Here is a 25,746-nt window from a genome sequence, read left to right on the forward strand (position 1 = left end):
ATACCTTCCGTCTAACAAGCGGGACGGATGGCTGCCCGGCATGGGCCGGCACCGGTTCCTTGCCTACGGCTGTCGCCGTCTCCGGTCGACAGCCCGGCATTTGACGATCCGTCACCTACATCGCACCTGTGACAGCACAAGGACATCACTGACGAACCGAGGAGCCGCACCATGGCAAGCAGCACCGTTCGACCCGATGCCGAGGACCGGCCGCCCGAGGACCACCTCACCCGGCGCCTGCTCGAATCGGCGGCCACACTGGCGTACGACCCCGCCACCGAGGTCGACTGGGACACCCCGCTGGACAAGGACTTCCACGGTGCGAGCCCGGAGTGGAGCACCCTGTACGGCACGGCGTACTGGGCCGAGCTCACCGAGGAGCAGCGCAAGGAACTCACGCGCCAGGAAGCCGCTTCGGTGGCCAGCACCGGCATCTGGTTCGAGATGATCCTCCAGCAGATGGTCCTGCGCGACGTCTACGCGAAGGACCCCACGAGCGCGGACGTCCAGTGGGCTCTGACCGAGATAGCCGAGGAGTGCCGGCACTCGATCATGTTCGCCCGCGGCGCGCAGAAGCTGGGTGCCCCGCCCTACCGGCCGCACCGGCTCGCGGTGGAACTGGGGCGCGCCTTCAAGACCCTCGCGTTCGGTGAGGCGGCGTACGCGGCGATCCTCGTGGCCGAGGAGGTTCTCGACGTCATGCAGCGCGACTGGATGCGGGACGAGCGGGTCGTGCCCTTCGTCCGCACCATCAACAACATTCATGTCGTCGAGGAGTCCCGGCACATGAAGTTCGCCCGCGCGGAGACCCGCAAGCACCTCAGCGGCGCCGGCCCGGTGCGGCGGCGGATCAACGCACTTGTCATCGCGATCGCCTCGTACGTGATCGTCACCAGCATGGTGAACAAGGGCGTCTACGCCAACGCCGGACTCGACGGGAAGCGTGCACTCGGGGAGGCGAAGGCCAACGAGCACCACAAGTCGATGATGCGGTCGAGCTGTTCGGGCCTCATGGAGTTCCTGGCCTCGGCCCGGCTGCTCACCAAGCCCGCCCTGGCCTTCTACAAGCGTGCCCATCTGATCTGAGCGGACGAGATGACCTACGCCATCACCCAGACCTGCTGCGGGGACGCCACCTGCATCTCGGTGTGTCCCGTCAACTGCATCCACCCGACACCGGAGGAACCGGACTTCGGCCGGACGGAGATGCTGTACATCGACCCGAAGTCCTGCATCGACTGCGGCGCCTGCGCCGACGCCTGCCCGGTCGAAGCGGTCTTCCCGGTGGACAGCCTTCCTTCCTCGCAGCAGGAGTACGGCCCTCTCAACGCGGCGTACTTCGCGGACCGGGAGCCCGGAGAGGCCCCCGAGGGGCCGAACTTCCACGTATGGGGAGAGCCGACCTTCAAGCGCAGCCTGCCCTCGGACTTCGCACCGCTCCGGGTCGCGGTGGTGGGCACCGGGCCGGCGGGGATGTACGCCGCCGAGGACCTGCTGCTGCACACGGGCGCCGAGGTGACGCTGATCGACCGGCTGCCCGTCGCGGGCGGGCTCATCCGCTACGGCGTGGCGCCCGACCACCTGTCCACGAAGAAGGCCGGCGACACCTTCGCCCGGTTCCACACGCATCCTAGGGTGCGCATGTGTCTCGGCCTGGAGGTGGGCAGGGACATCACTCCGGAGGAACTCGCCGCGCACCACGACGCCGTGATCTACGCCGTCGGCGCGTCGGCCGGCCGCCGGCTCGGGATCCCCGGCGAGGACCTGCCCGGCAGTATCTGCGCGACGACGTTCGTCTCCTGGTACAACGCCCACCCCGAGGTCGCTCCGGACACCGTGGACCTGTCCGCGGAGCGTGTCGTCGTGGTCGGCAACGGAAACGTGGCGCTCGACGCGGCGCGGATCCTGGTCTCGGACCCCGACGCGCTGGCCGCCGGCGACATCGCCGGCCACGCGCTGGAGGCCCTGCGTGCCGGCTCGGTGCGCGAGGTGGTGCTGCTCGGGAGGCGGGGGCCGGAGGACGCGGCGTACACCCGGTCCGAGCTGCTCGCGCTCAAGCATCTGCCCGGCGTGGAGCTGGTCGTCGACGACCACGACCCGAGGACGGGTGCGGCGGTCGACGGCGCGGAGCCGGGCGGCAGGGCCGCTCTGCTGGCCGGTGTCACCCGCGAGGAGATGGACTGGTCGCGCCCGCCGCCGGCGGGGCGCCGCATCGTGTTCCGATTCCACTCCGCGCCGGTGGAGGCACTCGGTGACGACGGCGTGACCGCGGTCCGTGTCACGGACGGCACCGGGAGCACGGGGGGCCGGGAGATACCGGCCGGGCTGCTGCTCCGGGCCGTCGGCCAGCGTGGACTGCCGGTCACGGGGCTGCCGTTCGACGAGGATACGGGCACCGTCCCCCACGAGGGCGGCCGGGTGACGGGCCTGACCGGTACGTACGTCGTGGGATGGATCAAGCGCGGCCCCTCGGGCGGCATCGGGGCCAACCGCGGCTGCGCCGCGGAGACGGTGGGAACCCTGCTGGACGACGCCGTCAGGCGTGCGCTGCCCGTGCCGGAGCAGGGGGCGAAGGCGTTCCAGCGCCTCGTACGGCGCCGTAACCGGCGGATCGTGGACGCCCGCGGCCTGGCGGAGATCGAGCGTGCCGAACTCGCCCTGGGGCGCCGGCACGGCCGCCCCAGGGTCAAGCTGGCGACGCTGCCCGAGCTGGTGGCGGCGGCGAGGGGCGGCCGCCGGCGGATTCCCGGCTGACCGTGCGGCCCGGCCCGCCGGCGGCACCGGTGGGCCGGGCTGCGGCTGTGGGCCGGGCGGCGGAGACTCAGCGAGGAGCGCCGACTCCGCCGACGGCGTCGTGGGGCAGGCCGGGCGCGTCCCTCTGCCCGCGCTCCACGACCGAGTCGAGGATCTCGCCGACCCTGATCGCGGTGTTCGACAGCAGGGACGACGTGATGCCGTGGGTGTGCTCCGTACCGCCTTGCAGATAGACGCCGCACCGCATCGCGGGATCGGTCGTCACCCGGTAGTCACGCTCGACACGGACCCGCCCCTGGTCGTCGAGTCGGCAGCGCTCCGCCAGGTCGCCGAGCAGGCCGAGGGCGTCGGCGGGCGCGTAGCCCGTCGCGTAGACGACCACATCGGCGTCGAGCGTCGTCCGTTCCCCCGTGACCAGGGACTCGACCGTGGCGCGGACCGTGTCGGGCGTCTCGACGGCGTCGACCACCCTGGAGACGTTGAGGAACCTCAGCCGCTCGGTCCCGAGGACCTTCTCCTGGTACGCGGTGCGGTAGAGGTCGTCGATGAGGTCGATGTCCACCACGGCGTAGTTGGTGTTGCCGTGGTAGTCCATCAGCCGGCGTTTGGTCTCGTCCGGGGCGGTGAAGTACGCGTCGACCGCGTCCGGGTCGAAGATCCGGTTGGCGAATCCGCTGTCGTCGGCGGGGCTGTAGCCGTAGCGGGAGAAGACCGCGCAGACCTCGGCCTCCGGGAAGCGGCGGTGCAGGTAGGCGACGTTCTCGGCAGCACTCTGGCCGGCCCCGACCACGACGAAGCGGGACGGCGGCTCGGCCCCGTCCAGACCGTCCACCCGGGACAGCAGGTCGGATGTGTGCCAGATCCGGTCCGTACGCTTGATGCCCTCGGGCATCTGCGGCCGCAGGCCCGTGCCGATCACCAGGTTGCGCGCCCGGTGCACCACGACCTCTGATCCCGAACGGGCGGTCACGTCCACGTACTCGACGACACCGTCCTCCACGACAGGCCGGACATCGATGACCTCGTGCCCGTAGGACACCATGTCGTCCACCTTGGCGGCGGCCCATTCGAAGTAGGCGTGGAACTCGACCCGCAGCGGAAAGAGACTCTTCCCGTTCACGAAGTCGATCAGTCGCCCCTGGCTCTGCAGATAGCAGAGGAAGCTGAAGTCGCTCGACGGGTTCCGCAGCGTCACCAGGTCCTTGAGGAAGGACACCTGCATCGTGGCATCGTCGATCAGCATCCCGCGATGCCAGCCGAATCGCGGCTGTTTCTCGAAGAAGTGAGCGGTGACGGCCTGCTGCCTGCCGACGCGTTCGTTGCGCTCCGTGAGCGCGATCGCCATGGCCACATTGGACGGTCCGAAGCCGATTCCTATGAGGTCGTGGACCGGTGGTGCGTCGTCGGGTGAAGCCTGTGACATGTCACTCCCATCGTGCGGGGGCAGCCGCTTTGGCGGACGTGGGGAAAGCGGAAAAGGGCACACCGGCTGAGCGGCAGCCGGCGCGAAACTTAGGTAAAGCTAACCTCATCATCGCGCCCTGTCGACCGGGCAAAACGGACAGAGGTGGATGAGTCGCAGTCAACTCACCCCGAAACGATAGGCATTGCATGCTTAGGTTAGGCTTGCTTTACTAGCTTTCACCGTCGTTCCGAGGAGGAACCCGTGCGGGTCGTCATGTTCGGCTATCAGACGTGGGGGCACCGCACCCTGCGCGCTCTCCTGGACTCCACGCATGACGTGGTGACGGTGGTGACACATCCCAGGAGCGAGCACGCGTACGAGAGGATCTGGAGCGACTCGGTCGCCGACCTCGCCGAGGAGAACGGCGTGCCCGTCCTGATCCGCGACCGGCCCGACGACGAGGAGCTCTTCACCCGTCTCAAGGAGGCGGAGCCGGACATCATCGTGGCCAACAACTGGCGTACGTGGATTCCCCCGCACATCTACGGGCTCCCCCGGCACGGCACACTGAACGTGCACGATTCACTGCTCCCGAAGTACGCGGGCTTCTCACCTCTGATCTGGGCCCTGATCAACGGTGAGCGCGAAGTGGGCGTGACCGCGCACATGATGGACGCCGAACTCGACGCCGGCGACATCGTGGTGCAGCGCGCGGTGGACGTCGGGCCCGCGGACACGGCCACGGACCTGTTCCACAAGACCGTCGACCTCATCGCCCCCGTCACCACGGAAGCGCTCGCCCTCATCGCCTCCGGGCGCACGGACTTCACCCGGCAGGACAGGTCCCTGGCCACCTTCTTCCACAAGCGGGCCGCCGAGGACATCCGCGTCGACTGGAACTGGCCGGCCGAGGACCTCGAACGGCTCGTGCGCGCGCAGTCCGCTCCGTATCCCAGCGCGTTCACCCACCACAGGGGCAGGCGCCTGGAGATCGTGACGGCTGTCCTGTCCGAGGGCCGCTACGGCGGCACCCCCGGAAGGATCTTCTACCGCGAGGGCGACGGAGTGGTGATCGTGGCGGGGGCGGACGCAAGGACCGGCCGCAACCACGGTCTGGCCGTCACCCGGGTACGCACGGAGGACGGCCAGGAGATGCCCGCCAGCGAGTACTTCACCTCGATGGGCGGCTACCTCACCGGCAGGCCCTGACCTCCGGGTCCCCCGGCCGTCGCCACGTCAGGAGGAACCATGCACCGGCCGAGCCCGCCGGGGACGGCTCACACGCCCCGGACCGAGGGCGTGACGCCGCCGGGCGTGCTGAGTCTCAACGCCTATCTCATGTACGCGACGGGCAAGGCCGCACGCCGCAGGCTCACCGGCACACTGACAGCGGCGGGCAGACGCGCGCTGGCACGGCTCGACGCCGATGTGTCCGCCACCGAGTCGGACCTCCTCGCCCCGCTGACCCACGAGGAGCGTGAGCTGTTCGCCTCCCTGCTGCGCCGTGTCCACACCCACCTGGAACGGGGCCGGGCGGCCGACGGCCTCACAGCCTCAGCCACCGAACCGTGAGTGCCCGCTGTCACCGCCATGGACCGCGTCCCCTCACGCCCCCGCCGTCGACTGGTCCTCGGCAGCCGCGCGGTAGAGCCGGCGCAGCCGCACCACGCCCAGGTCGTGCTGGTAGAGGTTCTCCCGCTGGTCGGCGTCGGCCGGCATGGCCTCCAGCATGACGCGGTCCTGCTCCAGGACGTCCCAGTGGCGCTGCTCGATCAGCGTCCGGTACAGGAAACGCCAGGACGCGCGCTGCCAGTCCTGGACCCGGCGGTAGCGCCAGAAGAAGACGCCGCTGCGCTGCTCGTCCACCGGGCAGACCATGCCGACGATTCCGAAGGGGCCGCCGGGACCGGCCGACGGCGGGTACGGGATGGAGAGGTCGACCCAGTCCACGCCGGTGCGGCAGAGTTCCACCCAGTCGAAGTTGACGCCGCGCTGGTCGGTCTTCTCGAAGAAGTAGCCGCGGGTGGTCTCCCGGATGCGGAACTTGGCCGTCGTGTCGCCGTCGAACATGGTGTGCGAGTCGTGGTGCAGGAAAGCGCCGTGCATGGGGTCGAGCAGGTTCTCCACGCCGTACCGCCAGGGCGCGTTCCATTCCGCGTAGCAGAGGAACGCGTCGACCTCGGGGTCGGTCAGCGGCTCCGGGAGGGTCAGCTCGACGGGCTCGGGGTGCTCCTCGTCCCCGAAGTACGCGAGGACGGCGCCCGCCACCTCGCGGACCGGCAGTGACGTCACCAGCTTCTTGCCCTCCAGGCTGCACCCCGGCAGCCCGGGGACGGAGGAGACGGTGCCGTCGGACTCGACCTCGACACCGTGGTACCAGCAGGCGACCCGGTCACCGAGGTGCTTGCCGAGCGACAGCGGGGCGCCCCGGTGCGGGCAGCGGTCGGCGAGCATGGACAGGGCACCGTCGGAGCGCCGGAACAGCAGCCACTGCTCACCGAGCACGGTCACCTTGCGCATGGCGCCGGGGGCCACGAAGTGCGAGGGGACGACCGCGTGCCACTGGTTGCGCAGGCCGGTCGCGTAGATGTGGTCCGCGGTGGCGGAGGACGACAGCGTCATGGTCAGGCTCCCAGTCGGTTCATCTCGGCGCGGAAGGATTCCTCGGTCCACGGGCTGCCGTCGGGGGCGTGGACCTGGCGGGCGTTGAGCCCGCGCACGACGTCGGCGAGTTCGTGGCCCTCGCGGGTGAAGACCTCTTCGAGGGTGGCGGCGAGTTTGTACTCGTACGGGGTGGGTTCGTGCGTACGGGACTGGTGGATGTCCAGGTACGGCCAGGTGTCGGTCACGGTGTCTCCTGAAGGTGCGGGGGAAGGGTCAGAGGTCGAGGACGAGCCGGCCGGAGGCACACCGCGAGACGCAGATCATCATCGTGGTGCCCGCGGCCCGTTCGGCCTCGCTGAGCAGGAAGTCGCGGTGGTCCGGCGTGCCTTCGAGCACCCGGGTCTCGCAGGAGCCGCAGATCCCGTCACGGCACGAGTTGTCCACGGTGAGGCCGGCGCCCTCCGCGGCCTCCAGCACGGAGGTGCCGGCACCCACGGTGAGTGTCATCCCGGAGGTACGGCACTCGACCTCGAACGCCTCGTCGTCGGTGCGTTCCACCGTCGGTGCGGCGAACCGCTCCAGGCGCAGCCGGTCCCCGCGGCAGCGCTGCCCGACGGCCGCGAGCAATGGTTCGGGTCCGCAGGAGTACACCAGGGCGCCTGCGGGCAGCCCGGCGAGCGCGGAGTCCAGGTCGATGTGGCCGTGTTCGTCCTGCGGGACGAGCGTGACATCGCCGCCGAGCGCGTCGAGTTCGCCGGTGAACGCCATGGAGTCCCGGCTCCTGCCGCCGTAGACCATGCGCCACCGGGCTCCCCTGCGGGCGGCCTCCCTGGCCATCGCGAGCAGGGGGGTGATCCCGATTCCTCCGGCGACGAACACATAGGCGTCGGCGTTCTCCAGGGCGAAGTGGTTGCGCGGCTCGGAGACCGTGATCTGCTGGCCCGGCCGCAGCTGGGTGTGCACGAAGCGTGAACCGCCGCGCGAGGCGGGCTCGTTGAGTACGCCGATGCGGTAGACGTCCGTGGTGTGCGGGTCGCCGCAGAGGCTGTACTGGCGTACCTGGCCGCCGGCGTGGACATCGAGGTGCGCACCGGGGGCCCAGGCAGGCAGGGGTTTGCCGTCGGGGTGGGTCAGCTCGACGGACAGGACGCCCTCGGCCTCCCAGGTCATACGGCGGACGGTCAGCCGCAGCGAGTCCTCGGTCATGGTCTGTTGCCTCCTTGCCGGCAGTCGGGGCGGCCGGGCTACTGGCCCGGGATCCTCACGGGCGGGGTGAACGGGTTCTGCATCGGGCCGAGGGCGTCGAGGTCCACCTCGACGAGCGTGGGGCCCTGGGAGGCGACAGCTTCGGCGAGTACCGGCCCCGCGTGCTCCTCGGCGGATATACGCGCGTACGGCAGCCCGCAGGCTGCTGCCAGCAGGCCGAAGTCCGGGGTGGTCAGGTCGACCCCGGAGCGGCGCTCGCTGTGGTGGTCCTGCATGTTGCGCAGGACCCCGTAGCCGCCGTCGTTGAAGACGATCAGGGTCAGGCGGGGCCGCTCCTGGGCGAGGGTGAGGAGCTCGCCGAGGTGGACGGCGAGTCCGCCGTCGCCCGCGATCACGACGGTGGGCGTGCCGGGCCGCGCGAGCGCTGCGCCGATGCCCATGCCGAGGCCCTGTCCGATGCCTCCGCCGCGCGGGAAGACGTTGTCCTTAGGGTCGTACATCTCCAGGAGCCGGTTGCCCCAGCTGCTGGAGGGGATGGTGACGTCACGTGCGACGACGGCCTCGCGGGGAAGGGCCGCCCGGATGGCGTCGCAGATGGCGGCCTGCGGTCCGATGTTGTCGTGCAGGATCGCGCGGACCTCGGTGCGTACGGCTCCGACACGGTCCGTCCACCCCGGCTCGGCGGTCACGGCGTGCGGCAGCAGGGCCGTGAGCACGCCGGCCGCGTCACCGTGCAGGGCGTGAGTGGCCGGGTGGACCCGGCCGAGGGCCGCTGCGTCGATGTCGATCTGGATGTGTGCCCCGGGGAGTTCCAGGGTGTAGTCCGCCGTCTCGTTCGACCGGAAGTGGGTGCCGACGGTCAGCAGGACGTCCGCGTCCTCGATCAGGGCGCGCACGGCGGGTGTGGTGGCGAAGTTCCCGATGACCTGCTCGTGGTCCTCGGGCACGCTGCCGCGCCCGGAGTTCGAGGTGATCAGTCCGGCGCCGGTCGCCTCCAGCAGCCGGGCCAGCTCGCCACGGGCGGTGTTCGCTCCGCCGCCGGCCCAGACGAGCGGGCGGCGAGCGGAGGCCAGGAGGGCTCCTGCGGCGGCGAGTTCGCTCTCGCCGGGTGCGATGGGGGCCGCCGGCCCGTACTCGACGGGTTCGTCGGTCTGCGCGGAGTACTGGAGGTCGATCGGCCACTCCACGCTTGCGGGTCCGCCGGGCGCGGTCAGCGCGGTGCGGGCCGCCTCGCGAAGGATCCGGCCCGCCTGCCCGGTGTCCGGCACGCTCGCCGCGTAGGCGGAGACTGCCTGGAGCATGCCGAGCTGGTCCTTGGTCTCGTGGATGAATCCCCGTCCGCTGCCCAGGAATTCCCTCTCCACCTGACCGGTGACGTGCAGCACGGAGCTGCCCGCGCTGAGCGCCTCGATCAGCGATCCGGCGGCGTTCCCCGCGCCGGTTCCGGTCGAGGTCAGGGCGCAGCCGAGGGTGCCCCGGGCCCGGCCGTAGGCGTCGGCGGCGTTGACGGCGGATGCCTCGTGCCGGACGGGGACGAACCGCAGTTCACGGTCGACGGCTTCGACGAGCGGCAGATTGTGGACGCTGACGATGCCGAAGACGGTGTCGATGCCGAGTTCGCGCAGGACGGTGACGAGGAGATCGCCTCCGTTGTCGTGACGCATGGTGTCTCCTCAGAGGATGGAGCGGCCGACGCCGCCGCAGACGTCGATGCTGGTGCCGGTGATGTACGAAGCGCGGGGCGAGAGCAGGGCGACGACCGCGTAGGCGACCTCTTCGGCCCGGCCGAGGCGGCCCAGCGCGATGCCCCGGTCCTCGGCCAGTTCCGACTGCCATTCCTCGTACGACAGGCCGGAGTCCGCTGCCGCGTGGCGGCGGGTCCACTGGCCGGTGTCGACGAGACCGAGGCAGACGGAGTTGACCCGGATGCCGTCGCGTGCGAGCTCGACGGACAGGGACTTGGAGAGGTTGAGGATGCCGGCGCGTGCGGCGCTCGTCGTGATCAGCCGGGTCTCGGGCTGCTTGGCCAGGACCGCGTTGATGTTGACGACGCTCGCCGCTGCGGACGCGGCCAGATGGGGGCGCGCCGCCTGGAGGGGGTTGAGCACCCCGGCGAACTTCAGCTCCAGCTCGTCGCGCCAGTCCTCGGCGGTGGAGTCGTCGAGCCCCTTCATCCGGGACTGTCCGGCGTTGTTGACCAGCCCGTCGATGCCGCCGAACTCCTCGGTGGTACGGCTGACGAAGCCGCGCACGGCGTCGGCGTCCCGTACGTCGCACACGCCGGTCAGCAGGCGGTCGTTCCCGGCGCCGAGGCCGGCGGCCGCCTCGGCGAGCCGGCCGGCGTCACGGCCGCAGGTGGCGACACGGGCGCCCTCGTCGAGCAGGGCGCGGACCGTGGCCAGGCCGACGCCCGAGCTGCCGCCGGTGACCACGATCGTGCGGTCGGCGAGGCCCAGATCCATAACTCGTATCTCCTGCGGTTCAGTTCATGGTGAAGCCGCCGTTGACGGCGATCACCTGTCCGGTCAGATAGCGGGATTCCTCGCCGAGCAGGAAGGAGACGATCCCGGTGAGGTCGTCGGGCTGCTGCGGCCGGGAGATGGCCCGGTTGAGGCGGTAGAGGTCGTGCCGTTCGGCGGGCACGGTCTCGGTCGCCTCGCACTCGGTGAGTCCGGGGGCCACCGCGTTCACGGTGATCCCCTTGTCTCCGAGTTCGCGTGCCATGGCGCGGGTCAGCGCGATGACGGCGCCCTTGGAGGCGATGTAGTGGGCGAGGCGCGGGGAGCCGTACAGAGCGGCGTCCGAGGCGAGGTTGACTATGCGGCCGGGCCTGGTGAGGAGCGGGTACAGGGTCTTCGACACCAGCCAGGGGCTGCGGGCGTTGACCGCCATCAGCCGGTCCCACACCTCGATGTCGATGTCCTGGAACTCCTTGCCGCCCACGCCGTTGGCGAGCGCCGCGTTGTTGACCAGCCCGTACAGCGGCCCCAGCTCGCGCACGGCGGCGGCGAGTGCCTCCACCGAGGCGGGGTCGGCGACGTCGCAGCGTACGAAGTGGGCGTCGATCGCCTCCGCGCGCAGTTCCGACGCGGCGGACTCGCCCCGCTCACGGTCCAGTTCGGCGAGGACGACCCGGAAGCCGTCGGTGCCCGCCCGGCGGGCCATGGCCAGTCCCAGGCCACGGCCCGCTCCGGTGACGACGACGGTGCGCCGGCCTGCCGGGGGCTGGTCAGCCACGGGTGACACCGTGCATCGGCGAGTACTCGGGGTAGGTCGGCACCTGCGGCTTCTGCGTGCCGATGACGACGCAGAACAGGGCGTCGGTGTCGCCCTCGTTCTTGAGTGACCGGGTCACACCGGCGGGAACGACGATCATGTCGCGGTAGCCCAGGGTGCGGTACTCGGCCTCTTCGGCGCCGCGGTGGATGCCGACCTTGACCTCGCCCTCCAGGACGAAGAACGCCTCTTCGACGTCGTGGTGGGTGTGGGCCGGGCCCTCGGCGCCGGGCGGCAGCAGCATGTTGGAGAACGTGAACCCGCCGGAGGGGAGGATCCGGCTGTCGCTCTCGTGGTTGCCGGTGGCGCCGGAGCCGACGTACCGGATCTGGCCGCGGCGGAACTGCGCGCCCGCCTTCTCCTGGAAGGACAGGGTGTCGAAGTCGGCGACCCGGGAGGCCTTTGAGGCGATGAGGGAGTCGGTGTACGCGGCGAGGTCGTCACCGTTGTCGTACGCGTCGGTGGTCAGAGGCATGGAAGGCTCCTATTCGGGGATGGCGGCGGTGATTCGGAGGTGGGAGAGGACCCAGGCGTTGAAGTGCCCGGGCTGCTCCTGGTTCGCCAGGTGACCGGCGTCCTTGACGATCACGTAGGCGGTCCTGTGGATGGCCCCGGCGATGGCCTGGCTCGCCTCGACGCCGGTGACCCGGTCCTGTTCGCCGCAGAGGACGAGGGCAGGGGCGGCGATCGAGGGGAGTTCGGCGCGCAGGTCGGCGGAGGCCATGGACTCGGCGGCGTACGCGTAGCCCGGCAGCCGCACCGAGGCGGCCATGGTGTCCACGACGCGGTGCACCAGCTCGTCCGGCGCGTGGGGCGACACGAGGCGCGGGCCCCTGGCCGCGGCGAAGGCGCGCGGGCCCAGCTCTGCGAGGTCGGCCGCCCTGGCGCGCATGCCGGCCGCCTTGGCCTCGCCGGTGCCCGAGCCGGGGCTGGAGTCGGCGACGATCAGCGAGGCGACGAGCTCCGGGTGCCGGGTGGCGAGCCGCAGCGCGATCACCCCGCCCCAGGAGACGCCGAGGACGTGCGCGGTGGTGGCACGCTCCCGGATGAGGGCGGCCGCCGCGTCCGCATAGCCGTCCAGGTCGAGGGGGCCCCCGGGGTCGGGCGACTTGGCGTAGCCGGGGGCGTCCCAGGCCACGACCCGTGCGTACGCGGAGAGCTCGGCGAGCTGCGGGGCGAAGGCGGCCGAGGAGGAGCCGATGCCGTGCAGGCACAGCAGCAGGGGGCCGTGGTCGCCCGCCTCCTCGACATGGACGCCTGCGGCGCTCACAGGATCTGTCCGGTCCGGCCGGCGAGGGCGGCGAGGCTGCGCAGCACGGCGTAGGGCACCACCTGGCTGGTGGCCGGGTTGCCGGGGTCGGGCAGGTGCGCGACCTCGAAGCGGTAGGTGCCGTGTCCGCCGGACGCCTCGATCACATGCCGGGTGTGGTGCGCCGCCGGGTCGGCGACGACCCGGACCCGCACAGCGTCCAGGTCGCCGACGGCCAGCGCGACCGAGGCGGCCACGTTCGTCGACTTGGGGAATCTGACGGGGACGTCGCGGGCGGTCCCGGACATGACCTCGACCGGTCCGGTCGCCGTCCGCATGCGGGCCAGCAACTCCTCGTCCATCCACGGCTGTTCGAGGGTGGAGGGCAGCTTGGTGGTGGTCAGCCGGACCTGGTCGAGCGGGCCGAGGGCGCGGACCGCCTGGAGCAGGTCGAGCCCGCCGACGGCGCCGCCCGTGAAGTACACCCGGCCGGGTCCGGCCGCCAGCAGCCGCTTGGCGAGCTCGTCGTCGGTGAGCGCGCCCGTGGAGGCGATCAGCAGATCGGTACCGGAGGCCAGGACCCGCTCGCCCCATTCGCGTACGACGCCCTGTCCCGCCGCCTCGACGACGAGGTCGCAGGAGTTCATGGCCTCCTCGAAGGTGGCCTGCCGCACGGGGGCGGCCTCGCCGAGCGGGCGGTTGTCGACTACGCAGACCAGCTCGGCGCCGGTCACGCGGCCTTCGGCGAGCGCGGTTCCGACGACGCGGCCGATGGCACCCCAGCCGACGACGGCGACCTTGCGTACGGTGCTCATGCGGTGGCCTCCTGGGCGTCAGCGGGAACGAGCGGGCCGGAGCCCTGGGAATCGGGGGAAGCGAGGGGGCCGGGGTCCGGGGAGCCGGCCATGCTGCAGCGGATCCCCTTCGACGGCGCACCTGCCGTCCCCCAGAGGTCGGACAGCTCGGGGACGCGCCGCCACACCCGGGCGATCCAGGCGTCCTCGACGATCTGGGCGACCTCGGAGGTGTACTCGCAGACCAGCCCGGAGGGGTCGGTGAAGTAGGAGAAGGTGTTGTTCCCGGGGCCGTGCCGGCCGGGGCCCCACTGGGGGGTGATGCCGTGGTGGCGCAGCCGTCCGAGGCCCCGCATGAAGTGGTCGACCGAGGTCATCTCGTAGGCCACGTGGTTGAGCGAGGTCCACTCCGCCTGGTTGAAGGCGATGCAGTGGTGGTCGCTGTTGCAGCGGAGGAACGCCATCTGGTGCTCGGACCAGTCGGAGACGCGCAGCCCGAGTACGTCGCAGTAGAAGGCGACCGCGGCGTCGATGTCGGTGGTGTTGAGTACGGCGTGCGTCACCCCGACGGGTACCGCGCCGTCCTTGCCCCGTGGCACGACGGCCTCGACCTGGGCGCTGATCTCGATGAGCCGCCCCTCGGGGTCGGTGAACCGCAGTCCGTAGCCGCCGCCGGCCTGGTCCAGGGGGCCGGGTCCGGTGACGGGGACCAGGGAGCGCGCTTCGAGGCGTCGGGCAGCCTCGTCGACCTCGGCGGGGGTGGCGACGGCGAAGGCGATGCGTCCGAGGCCGACCCGGTCCCGCTCGGTGAGGTGCAGGATGTGGTGCTCGTCGCTCGTGCCCCGGAGCCAGCGGGCGCCGGTGTCGGACTCGACGGTTTCGAGGCCCCAGACGTCCTCGTAGAAGTCGGCGGCCTCGGCGAAGGCCGGGGTGTGCAGCTCGACGTAGCGCAGCGAGCGGAGCCGGGCGATCGGACCGGGCGGTATCGGTTGCATGGGGTCCCTCCAGGACTGGCAGGTGTGCCGGGTCAGTTGGCCCACGGAAGCGGATGGTCCGAGATGCCCCAGTACAGGGACTTCTGGCGTTGGTAGGCGCGGATCGCGTCACGGCCCTTCTCGGTGCCGAGGCCGCTGTCCTTCCACCCGCTGAAGGGGGTGGAGGCGCTGAACTGCTTGTAGGTGTTGATCCAGACGGTTCCGGCCTCGATCCGGCGTGCCAGCGCCCCGGCGGCGCGCAGGTCACGGGTCCAGATCCCACAGGCCAGCCCGTAGACGGAGTCGTTGGCCTGGCGGACCAGGTCGTCCTCGTCGTCGTAGGGCAGGGCGACCAGGACCGGGCCGAAGATCTCCTCCTGACAGGTGCGCGAAGTGTTCGGGAGGCCGTCGAGCACGGTGGGCAGGTAGTACGCCCCGTCCTCGTACGGCTCGCCCTCGGGCGCCGCACCGCCGCACAGCACGCGGGCCCCTTCGGACCGGGCGAGGTCGACGTAGGCGGCGACGGAGTCGCGGTGGCGGTGGTGCACCAGCGGGCCGACCTGGGTGGCCGGGTCGGTGCCCGGGCCGACGCGCAGCTTGCGTACGCGCTCGACGAGTTCGCCGACGAAGGAGTCGTAGATGTCGCGTGCCACGAAGAGCCTGGATCCGGCGATGCAGGACTGGCCGCTGGACGAGAAGATCCCGAACAGCACGCCGGCCAGGGCCTGTTCGATGTCGGCGTCGGCGCGCACGATCGTCGGCGACTTGCCGCCCAGCTCCAGCGAGGCGGGGATCAGTTTCCGGGCGGCGATCTCGGCGACGGACCGCCCGGTCTCCGTGCCCCCGGTGAATCCGATGCGGCCGACGAGGGGGTGGCGCACCAGGGCGTCACCGACCACGCGGCCGCTGCCCGGCAGCACGGAGAGCAGTGCGGCCGGCAGCCGGAACTCGTCGAGCGCCTGGGAGATCAGCCGCCCGAGCGCCAGGGAGACCAGCGGGGTCCAGGCCGCGGGCTTGAGGATCACCGCGTTGCCGGCGGCGAGGGCGGGGGCGATCTTCTGCGCGTCGCTGGCGACCGGGGAGTTCCAGGGGTTGATCGCGCCGACGACGCCGATCGGCTCGTGCGTGCTCACCGTGACGTACGGGCCGCGGGACGGGGTCACCGACTCCTCGGCGGTCTCCAGGACGGCCGCCATGTAGCGGAAGGTGCCCGCCGCGCTGAGCGCGAGCGCCCTGGTCTCGGTGAGCGTCTTGCCGGTGTCGGCGGTCTGCAGGGCGGAGAGCTCGTCCGCGGCCTGTTCGGTGAGCTCTCCGATCCGGTGCAGCAGGCGGGCCCGCTCGTGGGCGGACAGGTCGCGCCAGGCCGGTTCCGCCACGGCCTTCGCCGCGGCTTCGGCGGCCTCGGCGACCTCGTCCACCGAGGCGGAGTGGACGGTGGCGAGGACGCGGCCGGTCGAAGGGTCGACCGTCTCGACGGGCTCGCCCGCACCACGTCGCCACTGGCCCGCGATCAGGATTTCGGTGGTGAACTGCAGCACGGGTGGACCTCCGGGCGAGGCGGAAAGGGGGGTGGACTCCGGGCGCGGACAGGCTCGCCGGTTTACCGTCACCGGACTGCCGAAGTACTAGAAATCTAAGTGCTTAAGTTTCTCAACACAAGACCCCGAGGTGAAATCGTTGCCTGGGAGGCCTTGAGCACACCATCCATGGCGTCGATGATGGTGGCCGAGTTGCCGGAGGCCAGCTTCCTAAGCTCTTAACTATTGACCGCTTAGATATAGCCCCCCTACTGTCTCCGCAACTCATCTGCCCGCGGAAGGACCCCCTCCATGACGACTGTGGCCGGCAAGCCCGCACTCGGCTCGATCGCCGCGAGACTCGAACGTCTGCCGCACTCGCGCTGGCACGTCAAGGTCCGGTTCCTGATCGGCGCCGTCACCTTCTTCGAGGCGTTCGACCAGCTGCTGGCCGCATCCGCACTGCCCATCCTGATGAAGGAGTGGCACCTGTCCACCGGACAGGCCACCTTCGCCGTCACCTCCGCCTCGATCGGCATGCTGCTCGGCGCCCTGGCCGCGGGCTGGCTGGGCGACCGCATCGGGCGGGTGCGCACCGTCGCCCTGGGCGTCGTCGTCACCGGCCTCGCCAGCCTCGCCGTGGCCTTCTCCGGCTCCATCGAGGTGTTCTCGCTCTTCCGGTTCCTCCAGGGACTCGGCATCGGCGGGGTCGTACCGGTCGCGGCCACGTACATCAATGAGATCGCCCGCTCCGACAAGCGGGGCCGTTTCGTCCTGCTGTACGAGATGATCTTCCCGGCCGGACTCGCGGCCGCCACGCTGCTTGCCGTCTGGGTCGTGCCCACCTTCGGCTGGCGCGCGATGTTCCTGGTGGGCGCCCTGCCGGTGGTGATCGGCGCGATGCTGCCGCGCCATGTGCAGGAGTCCCCGCGCTGGCTGCTGTCCCGTGGCCGTACGGCCGAGGCGGAGGCGGCGATCGCCCGCATCGAGGCGGAGGTCGCCCGCGCGACGGCCGAGGAGCTTCCCGCGCCGGCCCCGTCCGTGGATGCCCCGAACGAGCCCAGGGGCACCCTCATGGACCTGTTCCGGGGGCGCTATCTGCGGCGTACGGCGGTCCTGTCGGGGCTGTGGTTCGCGGCGTACTACGTGAACCACGGCATCTCCACCTGGCTGCCCTCCCTCTACACGAAGGAGTTCGGCCTGGATCTCACGACGGCGCTCGTCTACACCCTGGTCAGCAACGTCACCGGGCTGCTGGGCACCTTCGTCGTGGCCATGCTGATCGACCGCATCGGCCGCAGGCCCGCCCTGATCGGCGCGTTCGTCGGCACCGTGCTCTCGCTCGCCGTACTGGCACTCGCCGGCGCGACCTCGGGCGGCCAGGTCGCCCTGTTCGCGTCCTGCACGACGTTCTTCCTGTACGCGATCAACGCGGGGCTCTACCTCTACTCCCCCGAGCTCTACCCCACGTCCAACCGGGCCAGGGGTGCGGCGTTCGGCGGCCTGTGGAACCGGTGCGGCGTCATTCTCGGCCCGGTGGCCGTCGGCGCGGTCATCGGGGCCGGCGGCGGTCTTGCACTCGTCTTCGCGCAGCTCGCCGTGGTCGGCGCGGTGGGCGCCGTGATCGCGTGGTTCGCCGTCGAGACCAAGGGCAGGACGCTGGAGGAGCTCAACGCCTGATCACCCCGGGCGCCGCTGCCCGGACGCCCCGCTGATCGCCCCATCACCTCAGCAGTAAGATTCTCAGTGCCGTGAGAAGCCGGGGGGCGCCGGCCGACGCCGCACAAGGGGATGAGATGGCAGCATCAAGGTCCATGGACCAGGACGCCGTGGCGAAGGTGATCGAGGACTGGGCGCGGGAGCGGCCTGAGCTGGACACCAGTCCGCTCGAGGTCCTCGCCCGCCTCCACCGGTCCTTCCTGCGCTACAGCACCGGGCTCACCGAGTCCATCGAGCGGCACGGTCTGTCCGTCGCGGGCTTCGACGTCCTCACCGCGCTGCGCAGGTCCGGCGAGCCCTACCGGCTGACGGCCGGGCAGCTCGCCGATTCCGGGCTGGTGTCGTCGGCGGGGGTGACCCTGCGGATCGACCGGCTGGAGAAGGACGGCCTCATCGTCCGCGAACGGGACACCCAGGACCGCAGGGTCGTCTACTCCCGCCTCACGGAGAAGGGTCTCGCCACGGTGGACACGGCGTTCACCGAGCACCTGGACAACGAGAACCGGATGCTCGCGGGGGTGTCGCCCTCCGAGCGCCGGCAGCTCGCGCGACTGCTCCGCAAGCTGGAGATCTCGATCCTCGACGCCGACGAGGATCGGGCCGGCACGGAGCAGTAGCCGCCGGACCGCATGCCCCCTCTGTCCGGCGAAGGCCGCGATCTCCCACTTCCGCACGCGTAACAACGAGTACAAACGCTCCGCCCACGAGTCGTCCGTGCGGGTGCCGCCGGCGCTCACCGGTCCCGGCTTCACCGGCGGCGGACCCGGCCGTCGGCCCGTCGGCACGGTGGATCTGATGCCCACCCGGCTGGAGGCCGCGGGCATCGCCGTACGAGACCGAACCGGCCGGCCGGCGCCGCGCGGAGCCCTTCCCGCCGAGGTTCCGTGGGAGGGGGTGGAGTTCGAGCACCGGGCTGCCTGATCAAAATCCGGTGCGGTTAACATATGAGCACCGCCTAGCTCGAAAGATGGACTTGTGACTGCCACCGAGGACTCGTTCACCAATTGGAAGACCCGCGAGGAGATCGCGGAGTCGATGATCCCGATCATCGGGAAGCTGCACCGGGAGCGGGACGTCACGATCCTGCTCCACAGCCGCTCCCTGGTGAACAAGTCGGTGGTCAGCATCCTCAAGACCCACCGGTTCGCCCGCCAGATAGCCGGCGAGGAGCTCTCGGTCACCGAGACGCTGCCGTTCCTGCACGCTCTCACCGCGCTGGACCTCGGCCCGTCGCAGATCGACCTCGGGATGCTCGCCGCGACGTACCGGACGGACGAACGCGGCCTGTCGGTGGAGGACTTCACCGCCGAGGCCGTGGTGGGCGCGACCGGCACCAACAAGACGGAGCGCCGCGAGGCGCGCGATGTGGTCCTCTACGGGTTCGGCCGCATCGGCCGCCTGCTGGCCCGCCTGCTCATCGAGAAGACCGGCTCCGGCAACGGACTGCGGCTGCGCGCCATCGTCGTACGCCAGGGCGCCGGGCAGGACCTGGTGAAGCGCGCCTCGCTGCTGCGCCGCGACTCCATCCACGGCCAGTTCCAGGGCACGATCACCGTCGACGAGGCGAACAGCAGGATCATCGCCAACGGCAACGAGATCCAGGTGATCTACTCCGACGACCCGGCCTCGGTGGACTACACGGCGCACGGCATCAAGGACGCCATCCTCATCGACAACACCGGCCGGTGGCGTGACCGCGAGGGCCTGTCCAGGCACCTGGGCCCCGGCGTCGCGAAGGTCGTCCTGACCGCGCCCGGCAAGGGCGACGTCCCCAACATCGTGCACGGCGTCAACCACGACATGATCAAGCCGGACGAGCAGATCATCTCCTGTGCCTCCTGCACCACCAACGCCATCGTCCCGCCGCTGAAGGCGATGGCGGACGAGTACGGCGTGCTGCGCGGCCATGTGGAGACCGTCCACTCGTTCACCAACGACCAGAACCTGCTGGACAATTACCATAACTCGGACCGCCGGGGCCGCTCGGCCCCGCTCAACATGGTCATCACCGAGACGGGTGCCGCCTCCGCCGTCGCCAAAGCCCTGCCCGACCTCCAGGCGAAGATCACCGGCAGCTCCATCAGGGTCCCGGTGCCGGACGTCTCGATCGCGATCCTGAACCTGCAGCTCGCGCGCGGCACCGACCGCGAGGAGGTTCTCGGCCACCTCCGTAACGTGTCGCTGACCTCGCCGCTCAGGCGTCAGATCGACTTCATCACCGCTCCCGACGCGGTCTCCAGCGACTTCATCGGTTCGCGCCACGCCTCGATCGTCGACGCCGGCGCCACGAAGGTCGAGGGCGACAACGCGATCCTCTACCTCTGGTACGACAACGAGTTCGGCTACTCCTCGCAGGTCATCCGGGTCGTCCAGCACGTCTCCGGCGTCGAGTACCCGACCTACCCGGCCCCGGCGGTCTGATCCGGACGTGAGGCGCGAGGGCTTCCGGTGCCGCGAGGCGGCACGGGGAGCCCTCGTCGAACACGGTCAGGAGCTCCCGGTACGGGTGGCGGCGATCGCCACCGTGGCGGAGGACATCGTGAAACGGCCGCCCATCGCGTCGATCGCGGTCCCGACCTTCTCCAGCACCCTTGCCAGCCGCTCCGACGGGAGCCCGGTCAGGGACCCCTGAGTGGGCAACAGGTCCAGCCATTCGTCCCGGGTGTAGACCCTCTCCCAGTCGAAGCGCCACCGCTCGGGGCCACCGAAGCCGCCTGCCTCACGGATCCCGTCGGCGGCCCTGTCGAGTATCACCGCGTACGCGTCTCCGGGCCGCCCGGCCGGCTGCCGGCCGAACGGAGAATCGGGCGCCTCCCGCCGGTAGGCCGTGGCGAAGGCATCCGCCACCTCGGGCGGGGGCTCGAAGACATGCCAGAACGCCGCCAGCCTCCCTCCGTGGCGCAGCGCCCGCGCGGCCTTGGCCGCACCGGCCGCCGGCTCGATCCAGTGCCAGGCCTGCCCCGCGACCACCATGTCGAACAGGCGGCCCGCCGGGTCCCAGGCCTCGAAGGCCGCCACCTCGACATCGATGCCGCTGTGCCGTGCGATGCCGGCCATTCGCGCGTCGGGGTCGACCCCGAGGACCGTGCAGCCGGCCGCGAGGAACTGCCGGGCTCCGATTCCCGTGCCACAGCCGACATCGAGGACGCGGGAGCCGGGACAGCCGGCGATCACCGCCTCGACCAGGGCGTCGGGATAAGGGGGGCGGGCCCGGTCGTAACGCTCGGCGTCCGAGCCGAAGGACTCCGCCACCTCCCGGGCCCGATGAGGATCGCCTCCAGGGGGGCCTGACTGCTTCTTCGGTAGAGTGGGCATGCGCCCACCCTAGTGGGCGCATGCCCACTAGAACAACGGGCCGGGCAGAGAAGGGAAGCGCCATGCCTACAGGGGTACACATCCGTGACGCGCGTCAGCAGTTGTTCGACGCCGCCGAACGTGTCCTGCTCCGGGACGGGCCGAGTGCGCTGACCAGCCGGGCGGTCACCACGGAGGCAGGCTGCGCCAAGGGCGTCCTGCACCGGCACTTCACCGACTTCGACGACTTCCTCGCAGCACTCGTCCTGGCCCGCACCCGCGAGGTGGAGACCCTGGCCGCCACCCTGCGCGACTCCGCGGGGACAGGATCCGTCGCCGACAACCTCGCCCGCGCGCTGGCAGCTCTGTTCGGTCCGGTCGCGGTGGCGGTCATCCCCCTCATCACCTTCCGCGACGAGCTGCGCGCCAGGCTGCGCCGGACCTGGCCGGCCGGCGTCCCCATCCTGTCGGAAGGGGTGGCCATGGCGGCCTCCTACCTCGCCGCGGAGCGTGACCTGGGCCGCATCGACACGGATACGGACATCGACACGCTCGCACCCACTCTCGTCGGGGCCGGCCATCTGCTCCACGGTGACCGGAACGGCGCCCCGCCGGACGCCGGTGCGGTCCGCAGGATGGTGACCACGGTCCTCGCGGGCGTCATCCGTGAACCGGCCTGACCAGGCGCCTGATTCCACACCTGACTCCGACCCGGCCCTCAGTACAGGTCCGCCGCTTCCCCGTCCGGCAGCGGCTGTTCGGCCCAGATCGTCTTGCCGGTGTGGGAGTAGCGGGTACCCCAGCGCTGGGTGAGACTCGCGACGAGCAGGAGGCCGCGCCCCCCTTCGTCGTAGATCCGGGCGCGGCGCAGGTGAGGGGCTGTGCTGCTGCCGTCGAAGACCTCACAGATGAGCGCGGTGTCCCGGATGAGGCGGAGCCGGATGGGATCACCCCCGTAGCGGATGGCGTTGGTGACCAGCTCGCTGACGACCAGCTCTGTGGTGAACACGGCGTCGTCCAGGCCCCATGCCTCGAGTTGCGCGGCGACACGTTTACGCGCGTTCGAGACGACGGCCGGATCCGTGGCGAGGTCCCAGGAGGCGTAGTGGCCGGCGTCGAGCCGCCTGGTACGGGCCATCAGCAGGGCGACGTCGTCGTTCGGCTGCTCGGCCACCAGCGTGTCCATGACAGTATCGCAGGCCTCTTCGAGGGAGAGCTCGGGGCGGCGGAGCAGATCACGGAACTCGGCGAGAGCATGATCGACGTCCCGGCCCGCCGTCTCGATGAGACCGTCCGTGTACAGGGCGAGCCGGCTGCCCTCGGGCAGTTCGAACTCGGCCCCCTCGAAGGTCAGGCCGCCCACCCCGAGCGGCGGACCGGAGGGCAGTGCCAGCTGTCTCACGGTGCCGTCGGGGCAGGCCAGCATCGGCTCGGGGTGCCCGGCCCTGGCCATCGTGCAGCGTCCTGTCGCCGGGTCGTAGACGGCGTACAGACAGGTCGCGCCGGCGACCTGTCCGCCCTCGGGGCTGTCCGCCGGCTGTTCACGGTCGAGGGTGAGCACCAGTTCGTCGAGCTGGGTCAGGAGTTCCTCGGGTGCGAGGTCCACATCGGCGAGTGTCCGTACGGCGGTGCGGAGCCTGCCCATGGTGGCCGAGGCGTGGAGACCGTGGCCGACGACGTCGCCGACCACCAGCGCGACGCGGGCCCCGGACAGCGGGATGACGTCGAACCAGTCCCCTCCGATGCCCGCGCCGTTGGTGTTCGGGAGATAACGTGCCGTGACCTCGACGGCCTTCTGGCGGGCCGCCCGCCGTGGCAGCAGGCTGCGCTGCAGGGCGAGCGCCGTGGCGCGCTCGCGGGTGTAACGACGGGCGTTGTCCACGCACACGGCCGCCCGTGAGACGAGTTCGGCGGCGAGCTCGAGATCCGCCGCGGAGAACCGCCCGGGTGTGCGGTGCCGGCAGAACAGCGCCGTGCCGAGGGTGATGCCACGGGCCCGCAGCGGGGCCACCAGCACCGAATGGATCCTGTTCTCACGCATGCTCCGCGTCCGGTCGGGCTCCTCCGACTCCCAACGCCGCAGCACCTCCTCGTCGACGACGAAGCTCACCGGATCCCCCATGACCACGGTGCGGCCCACCTCGGAGCTCCGGTCGTACGTATGGGTCTCACCGATCGAGAAGAGCGCTTCGGGGCATCCGTCGAGCACGGACCGCTGCGCCACCCGGTGGAAGCTGATCGTGTCCCTGTGCAGAATCGAACGCGCCTCGTCGCCCGTGAGCACCTCGGAGAGCAGGTCGACGGCGGCGAAGTCGGCGAAGTCCTCGACGGCGAGTTCCGCCAGCTCCTCGGCGGTGCGGCCCAGGTCGAGGGTGCTGCCGATGCGCCTGCTGGCCTTGTTCAGCATGGCCATGCGTTTCCGCGCCCAGAACTGTTCGGTCGTATCCAGTGTCACGACGGTCACGCCCTGGACCTCGCCGGCCGCGTTCCGTACGGGCGCCAGCGCCGCCTGCCAGATGTGCTCGCTGTCACTCACCACGAGGTGTGTCTCGTAGGGCTCCCCCACGCCCGTCCTCAGCACCCGGGCGATCGCCTCCGCGAGGCCTTCACCGCCCTCCAGGACAAGTCCGGGCTCCACCTCGCCGGGCTGCAGCCCGAGCATGGCAGCCTCGGTCCTGCCGACGGAGGCCGCCGACGCCTTGTTGACCATGGCGAGCGTCTGGTCCGGGCCGAAGTACGCGACCAGTACCGGCAGCTGCTCCAGGATCCGACTGCGCATCCGCTCGGACAGTACGTCGGCGGGGGGCCTGTCACCGGCGGACTCGGGCGCGCTGGGGCCCGCAGGCGGACCGGGGCGCGCGGTCTCGTCCATGCTCATGGGCCCATCACTCGTCCTCACCGCCTAGGCAGGCCGCCCACGAACATACATATGCGACCTTTGTTCAAGAATGCCCTTGCGGGTCCGCTCCCTCAACCGCCCCCTCCCCCGGGCACAGCCGATTGGCTCAGCCGGCCGGCGGGGACGGCGGCCCCCGGTCGCGCGCTCAGCCCTCTGCGACGGCGAGCGGACCGCCCGCGCCGAACGCCAGCTTCGCGAAGCGTTCGCCGATGCGGAGGTGCGTGGCGGCGTCGGGGTGCAGGGCGTCGGGGAGGGGCAGCTCGGCGGCGTCGGCCTCGCCGTAGAGTTCGCGGCCGTCGAGGTGGTACAGGTTCGGGTCCTCGGCCGCCCGCTGCTCGACGATGCGGGAGAGTTCATCCCTGATGACGCTCAGTGTGAGCTTTCCGGCGGCCGTTTCGACGGGGTCTCCCATGGCACGGAAGTACAGCCTGCCCTCGCCGATGGCGCTGAAGTCCGGCGCGCTGGGGCCGGGCGTGTTCTCGTGGATGGGGCACAGGATGGGCGAGACGACCAGCAGCGGCGTGGTGGGGTGGCCTTCGCGGATCGTGTCGAGGAAGCCGTGGACGGCAGGGGCGAAGGCGCGCAGGCGCATCACGTCCGCGTTGACCAGGTTGATGCCGAGCTTGACACTGATCCGGTCCGCCGGAGTGTCACGCAGCGCGCGGGCGGTGAACGGGTCCAGCAGGGCGCTGCCGCCGAATCCCAGGTTGACCAGCTCCACCCCGCCGAGGGCGGCGGCCCGCGCGGGCCAGATGGCGGTGGGGCTCGCGGCGTCGGAGCCGTGACTGATCGAGCTGCCGTGATGCAGCCACACCGCCCGGCCCGGGTCCGGGACCGGCTCGACCGGCGCGTCGGTGCGCAGGGCGACCAGCTCGGTGGTCTCGTTGTGCGGCAGCCAGATCTCGATGACCTTCGGACCGGCGGACAGACCGCTGAAGCGGAGTGTTCCGGCCGGGCCCGCCGCGAGATCCGCGGATCCGGTGGTCATGTCGATGGTCAGGGTGTTGCCGCCGGTCACGGAGGCCTGGTCCGCGAGGCGGCCGTCGACCAGCAGGTCGTAGATACCGTCCGGCCGGGGCGGGGCACCCACGTACACCCGCTTGGTGGACAGGGTGTCCAGTTCGACGACGGTGGCCCGGGTACGCAGGACGAGTCGCACGCCGGAGGGCTGGGCCTCCGCCATGGCCAGCTGGCCGTCGGTGTTCTGGGCGCGCGCACGGGCGGGCAGCCGGTGCGGCAGCAGACCGTGCTCGGTGCGCTCCAGTTCGAGGGCCCCGCGCAGGAGGTCTTCGGTGAGGGGGGTGGTTATCAGCTGGGGCTGGGTGCTCATTCTTCGTACCTGTTCCGTTGTGCGTGTCCGGGTCGGCCGGGAAGGTCCGGCAGGATTCAGGGCGCGGGCCAGTTCCGCAGCAGGGCGTCGAGGGCATCCAGGACCCGTGACCAGGTCTCCTGCGTGCCGGGGGCGCTGTGGCTGAAGCTTCCGCCCGATTCCAGGCTGATGTAGCCGTGGAAGACGCTGCCCAGCAGCCGGACCGCGTGTGTCTGGTCCGGCTCCGTCAGGTCGTAGCCCCGCAGGATCGCCCGCGTCATCTGGGCGTGCCTGCCACCGGCGCTGGCGGCGGCCGCCTCCGGGTCGAGCCTGAGCTGCGCCGCGGCGTAGCGGCCCGGGTGCTCCCTGGCGAAGTCGCGGTAGGCGTTCGCGAACGCCTCCAGCGCGTCCTTGCCGGCGCGCCCGGCCAGCGCGGCGGCGACGCGGTCGGCCAGTTCAGCCAGGGCCAGCAGGGCGATCCTCGTCCTGAGGTCCTGGGAGTTCTTCAGATGCGAGTAGAGACTCGCGTCCTTGACCCCGAACTGCCGGGCGAGTGCCGCGACGGTCACGTTGTCGAAGCCGACCTCGTCGGCCATGTCCGCCCCGGCCTGTGTCAGACGCTCCGCGGTCAGCCCTGCTCTCGCCATGGCCACCTCCCCTTCAGCAGATTCGATTATGCATTTACCTAGTCCTCCTAGGCAAATCACAACGGTTATTAAGTTATGGACCGCCGAGGTGCCGTCCGG

At 70.9% G+C, this 25,746-nt stretch carries 25 protein-coding genes; 9 read left to right on the top strand and 16 right to left on the bottom strand.

Annotated elements, in window-relative coordinates:
* Window positions 1–171 precede the first annotated feature (171 nt).
* Both ACIREO_RS12990 and ACIREO_RS12995 read left to right on the top strand, forming a co-directional pair.
* Window positions 172–1,086 (top strand): diiron oxygenase, encoded by a 915-nt coding sequence (locus tag ACIREO_RS12990; RefSeq protein WP_404108180.1) that lies wholly within the window; start codon window positions 172–174, stop codon window positions 1,084–1,086.
* A 9-nt stretch (window positions 1,087–1,095) separates the two neighbouring features.
* Window positions 1,096–2,754 carry an FAD-dependent oxidoreductase gene (locus tag ACIREO_RS12995; protein WP_404108183.1) on the top strand — a complete coding sequence of 553 codons (1,659 nt, stop codon included), beginning with the start codon at window positions 1,096–1,098 and terminating at the stop codon, window positions 2,752–2,754.
* A 67-nt stretch (window positions 2,755–2,821) separates the two neighbouring features.
* Here ACIREO_RS12995 and ACIREO_RS13000 read toward each other — a convergent pair whose 3' ends face one another.
* Window positions 2,822–4,177, bottom strand: coding sequence for a lysine N(6)-hydroxylase/L-ornithine N(5)-oxygenase family protein (locus ACIREO_RS13000; RefSeq protein ID WP_404108185.1), 1,356 nt, complete (start codon window positions 4,175–4,177; stop codon window positions 2,822–2,824).
* Between the two features lie 243 nt (window positions 4,178–4,420).
* On the opposite strand from ACIREO_RS13000, the gene ACIREO_RS13005 reads away from it, so the two are divergent.
* Both ACIREO_RS13005 and ACIREO_RS13010 read left to right on the top strand, forming a co-directional pair.
* Window positions 4,421–5,368, top strand: a complete 948-nt coding sequence (locus tag ACIREO_RS13005; RefSeq protein ID WP_404108188.1) for a methionyl-tRNA formyltransferase — start codon at window positions 4,421–4,423, stop codon at window positions 5,366–5,368.
* Between the two features lie 39 nt (window positions 5,369–5,407).
* Window positions 5,408–5,731 carry a hypothetical protein gene (locus ACIREO_RS13010; RefSeq protein WP_404108191.1) on the top strand — a complete coding sequence of 108 codons (324 nt, stop codon included), beginning with the start codon at window positions 5,408–5,410 and terminating at the stop codon, window positions 5,729–5,731.
* Between the two features lie 33 nt (window positions 5,732–5,764).
* Here ACIREO_RS13010 and ACIREO_RS13015 read toward each other — a convergent pair whose 3' ends face one another.
* Genes ACIREO_RS13015 through ACIREO_RS13065 form a run of 11 tightly spaced genes read right to left on the bottom strand, consistent with a single transcriptional unit; the run spans window position 5,765 to window position 15,800 of the window.
* A complete protein-coding gene (locus ACIREO_RS13015) occupies window positions 5,765–6,781 on the bottom strand; it encodes a Rieske 2Fe-2S domain-containing protein (RefSeq protein ID WP_404108194.1) in 1,017 nt (338 codons plus the stop codon).
* A 2-nt stretch (window positions 6,782–6,783) separates the two neighbouring features.
* On the bottom strand, window positions 6,784–7,008 hold the full coding sequence (locus tag ACIREO_RS13020) for a recombinase-like helix-turn-helix domain-containing protein (protein WP_404108197.1): 225 nt from the start codon (window positions 7,006–7,008) through the stop codon (window positions 6,784–6,786).
* Between the two features lie 28 nt (window positions 7,009–7,036).
* Window positions 7,037–7,969 (bottom strand): PDR/VanB family oxidoreductase, encoded by a 933-nt coding sequence (locus tag ACIREO_RS13025; protein ID WP_404108200.1) that lies wholly within the window; start codon window positions 7,967–7,969, stop codon window positions 7,037–7,039.
* A gap of 38 nt (window positions 7,970–8,007) precedes the next feature.
* Window positions 8,008–9,633: a thiamine pyrophosphate-binding protein gene (locus ACIREO_RS13030; RefSeq protein WP_404108203.1), complete on the bottom strand. Its 1,626-nt coding sequence runs from the start codon at window positions 9,631–9,633 to the stop codon at window positions 8,008–8,010.
* A gap of 9 nt (window positions 9,634–9,642) precedes the next feature.
* The gene (locus ACIREO_RS13035) at window positions 9,643–10,431 is read right to left on the bottom strand and encodes an SDR family oxidoreductase (RefSeq protein WP_404108205.1); all 789 of its coding nucleotides are present in this window, start codon (window positions 10,429–10,431) and stop codon (window positions 9,643–9,645) included.
* A gap of 19 nt (window positions 10,432–10,450) precedes the next feature.
* Window positions 10,451–11,206 carry an SDR family oxidoreductase gene (locus ACIREO_RS13040; RefSeq protein WP_404108207.1) on the bottom strand — a complete coding sequence of 252 codons (756 nt, stop codon included), beginning with the start codon at window positions 11,204–11,206 and terminating at the stop codon, window positions 10,451–10,453.
* Window positions 11,199–11,720 carry a cupin domain-containing protein gene (locus tag ACIREO_RS13045; RefSeq protein WP_404108210.1) on the bottom strand — a complete coding sequence of 174 codons (522 nt, stop codon included), beginning with the start codon at window positions 11,718–11,720 and terminating at the stop codon, window positions 11,199–11,201. The genes ACIREO_RS13040 and ACIREO_RS13045 overlap by 8 nt, the downstream gene beginning before the upstream one ends.
* A gap of 9 nt (window positions 11,721–11,729) precedes the next feature.
* The gene (locus ACIREO_RS13050; RefSeq protein ID WP_404108213.1) at window positions 11,730–12,515 is read right to left on the bottom strand and encodes an alpha/beta fold hydrolase; all 786 of its coding nucleotides are present in this window, start codon (window positions 12,513–12,515) and stop codon (window positions 11,730–11,732) included.
* Window positions 12,512–13,309 carry an aspartate dehydrogenase domain-containing protein gene (locus tag ACIREO_RS13055; RefSeq protein WP_404108215.1) on the bottom strand — a complete coding sequence of 266 codons (798 nt, stop codon included), beginning with the start codon at window positions 13,307–13,309 and terminating at the stop codon, window positions 12,512–12,514. Before ACIREO_RS13055 ends, ACIREO_RS13050 begins: the two co-directional genes overlap by 4 nt.
* Entirely contained in the window at window positions 13,306–14,283 is a 978-nt protein-coding gene (locus tag ACIREO_RS13060) for a VOC family protein (protein WP_404108218.1), read from the bottom strand. Before ACIREO_RS13060 ends, ACIREO_RS13055 begins: the two co-directional genes overlap by 4 nt.
* Window positions 14,284–14,315: 32 nt before the next feature.
* Window positions 14,316–15,800: an aldehyde dehydrogenase gene (locus ACIREO_RS13065; protein ID WP_404108221.1), complete on the bottom strand. Its 1,485-nt coding sequence runs from the start codon at window positions 15,798–15,800 to the stop codon at window positions 14,316–14,318.
* Window positions 15,801–16,091: 291 nt separating this feature from the next.
* Between ACIREO_RS13065 and ACIREO_RS13070 the strand changes: the two genes are divergently transcribed.
* From ACIREO_RS13070 to ACIREO_RS13085, 4 genes are all read left to right on the top strand, one after another.
* Window positions 16,092–17,459, top strand: coding sequence for an MFS transporter (locus ACIREO_RS13070; RefSeq protein WP_404108223.1), 1,368 nt, complete (start codon window positions 16,092–16,094; stop codon window positions 17,457–17,459).
* Between the two features lie 116 nt (window positions 17,460–17,575).
* Window positions 17,576–18,115 (top strand): MarR family winged helix-turn-helix transcriptional regulator, encoded by a 540-nt coding sequence (locus tag ACIREO_RS13075; protein WP_404108226.1) that lies wholly within the window; start codon window positions 17,576–17,578, stop codon window positions 18,113–18,115.
* A 97-nt stretch (window positions 18,116–18,212) separates the two neighbouring features.
* Window positions 18,213–18,419, top strand: coding sequence for a hypothetical protein (locus tag ACIREO_RS13080; protein WP_404108228.1), 207 nt, complete (start codon window positions 18,213–18,215; stop codon window positions 18,417–18,419).
* Between the two features lie 54 nt (window positions 18,420–18,473).
* The gene (locus tag ACIREO_RS13085; RefSeq protein ID WP_404108231.1) at window positions 18,474–19,919 is read left to right on the top strand and encodes a glyceraldehyde-3-phosphate dehydrogenase; all 1,446 of its coding nucleotides are present in this window, start codon (window positions 18,474–18,476) and stop codon (window positions 19,917–19,919) included.
* A gap of 66 nt (window positions 19,920–19,985) precedes the next feature.
* Here ACIREO_RS13085 and ACIREO_RS13090 read toward each other — a convergent pair whose 3' ends face one another.
* Window positions 19,986–20,813, bottom strand: coding sequence for a class I SAM-dependent methyltransferase (locus tag ACIREO_RS13090; RefSeq protein WP_404108234.1), 828 nt, complete (start codon window positions 20,811–20,813; stop codon window positions 19,986–19,988).
* A 62-nt stretch (window positions 20,814–20,875) separates the two neighbouring features.
* On the opposite strand from ACIREO_RS13090, the gene ACIREO_RS13095 reads away from it, so the two are divergent.
* The gene (locus ACIREO_RS13095) at window positions 20,876–21,472 is read left to right on the top strand and encodes a TetR family transcriptional regulator (RefSeq protein WP_404108236.1); all 597 of its coding nucleotides are present in this window, start codon (window positions 20,876–20,878) and stop codon (window positions 21,470–21,472) included.
* A gap of 38 nt (window positions 21,473–21,510) precedes the next feature.
* Here ACIREO_RS13095 and ACIREO_RS13100 read toward each other — a convergent pair whose 3' ends face one another.
* The 3 genes from ACIREO_RS13100 to ACIREO_RS13110 form a co-directional block, all read right to left on the bottom strand.
* Complete coding sequence (locus ACIREO_RS13100; protein WP_404108239.1) at window positions 21,511–23,670, bottom strand: SpoIIE family protein phosphatase; 2,160 nt, start codon at window positions 23,668–23,670, stop codon at window positions 21,511–21,513.
* 166 nt (window positions 23,671–23,836) lie between these two features.
* On the bottom strand, window positions 23,837–25,021 hold the full coding sequence (locus ACIREO_RS13105) for a GDSL-type esterase/lipase family protein (RefSeq protein ID WP_404108242.1): 1,185 nt from the start codon (window positions 25,019–25,021) through the stop codon (window positions 23,837–23,839).
* Between the two features lie 56 nt (window positions 25,022–25,077).
* Window positions 25,078–25,647, bottom strand: a complete 570-nt coding sequence (locus ACIREO_RS13110; protein WP_404108245.1) for a TetR/AcrR family transcriptional regulator — start codon at window positions 25,645–25,647, stop codon at window positions 25,078–25,080.
* Window positions 25,648–25,746 lie beyond the last annotated feature (99 nt).

Source organism: Streptomyces sp. NPDC102441 (assembly GCF_044765585.1).
Classification (GTDB): Bacteria; Actinomycetota; Actinomycetes; order Streptomycetales; family Streptomycetaceae; genus Streptomyces.

Bases quoted from the DNA above. Each gene is read 5' to 3' on its own strand.
- ACIREO_RS13070 (WP_404108223.1), top strand. From the start codon at position 16,092: ATGACGACTGTGGCCGGCAAGCCCGCACTCGGCTCGATCGCCGCGAGA.
- ACIREO_RS13110 (WP_404108245.1), bottom strand. From the start codon at position 25,647: ATGGCGAGAGCAGGGCTGACCGCGGAGCGTCTGACACAGGCCGGGGCG.
- ACIREO_RS12995 (WP_404108183.1), top strand. From the start codon at position 1,096: ATGACCTACGCCATCACCCAGACCTGCTGCGGGGACGCCACCTGCATC.
- ACIREO_RS13045 (WP_404108210.1), bottom strand. From the start codon at position 11,720: ATGCCTCTGACCACCGACGCGTACGACAACGGTGACGACCTCGCCGCG.
- ACIREO_RS13015 (WP_404108194.1), bottom strand. From the start codon at position 6,781: ATGACGCTGTCGTCCTCCGCCACCGCGGACCACATCTACGCGACCGGC.
- ACIREO_RS13090 (WP_404108234.1), bottom strand. From the start codon at position 20,813: ATGCCCACTCTACCGAAGAAGCAGTCAGGCCCCCCTGGAGGCGATCCT.
- ACIREO_RS12990 (WP_404108180.1), top strand. From the start codon at position 172: ATGGCAAGCAGCACCGTTCGACCCGATGCCGAGGACCGGCCGCCCGAG.
- ACIREO_RS13060 (WP_404108218.1), bottom strand. From the start codon at position 14,283: ATGCAACCGATACCGCCCGGTCCGATCGCCCGGCTCCGCTCGCTGCGC.
- ACIREO_RS13025 (WP_404108200.1), bottom strand. From the start codon at position 7,969: ATGACCGAGGACTCGCTGCGGCTGACCGTCCGCCGTATGACCTGGGAG.
- ACIREO_RS13010 (WP_404108191.1), top strand. From the start codon at position 5,408: ATGCACCGGCCGAGCCCGCCGGGGACGGCTCACACGCCCCGGACCGAG.
- ACIREO_RS13095 (WP_404108236.1), top strand. From the start codon at position 20,876: ATGCCTACAGGGGTACACATCCGTGACGCGCGTCAGCAGTTGTTCGAC.
- ACIREO_RS13000 (WP_404108185.1), bottom strand. From the start codon at position 4,177: ATGTCACAGGCTTCACCCGACGACGCACCACCGGTCCACGACCTCATA.
- ACIREO_RS13075 (WP_404108226.1), top strand. From the start codon at position 17,576: ATGGCAGCATCAAGGTCCATGGACCAGGACGCCGTGGCGAAGGTGATC.
- ACIREO_RS13055 (WP_404108215.1), bottom strand. From the start codon at position 13,309: ATGAGCACCGTACGCAAGGTCGCCGTCGTCGGCTGGGGTGCCATCGGC.
- ACIREO_RS13030 (WP_404108203.1), bottom strand. From the start codon at position 9,633: ATGCGTCACGACAACGGAGGCGATCTCCTCGTCACCGTCCTGCGCGAA.
- ACIREO_RS13100 (WP_404108239.1), bottom strand. From the start codon at position 23,670: ATGAGCATGGACGAGACCGCGCGCCCCGGTCCGCCTGCGGGCCCCAGC.
- ACIREO_RS13105 (WP_404108242.1), bottom strand. From the start codon at position 25,021: ATGAGCACCCAGCCCCAGCTGATAACCACCCCCCTCACCGAAGACCTC.
- ACIREO_RS13035 (WP_404108205.1), bottom strand. From the start codon at position 10,431: ATGGATCTGGGCCTCGCCGACCGCACGATCGTGGTCACCGGCGGCAGC.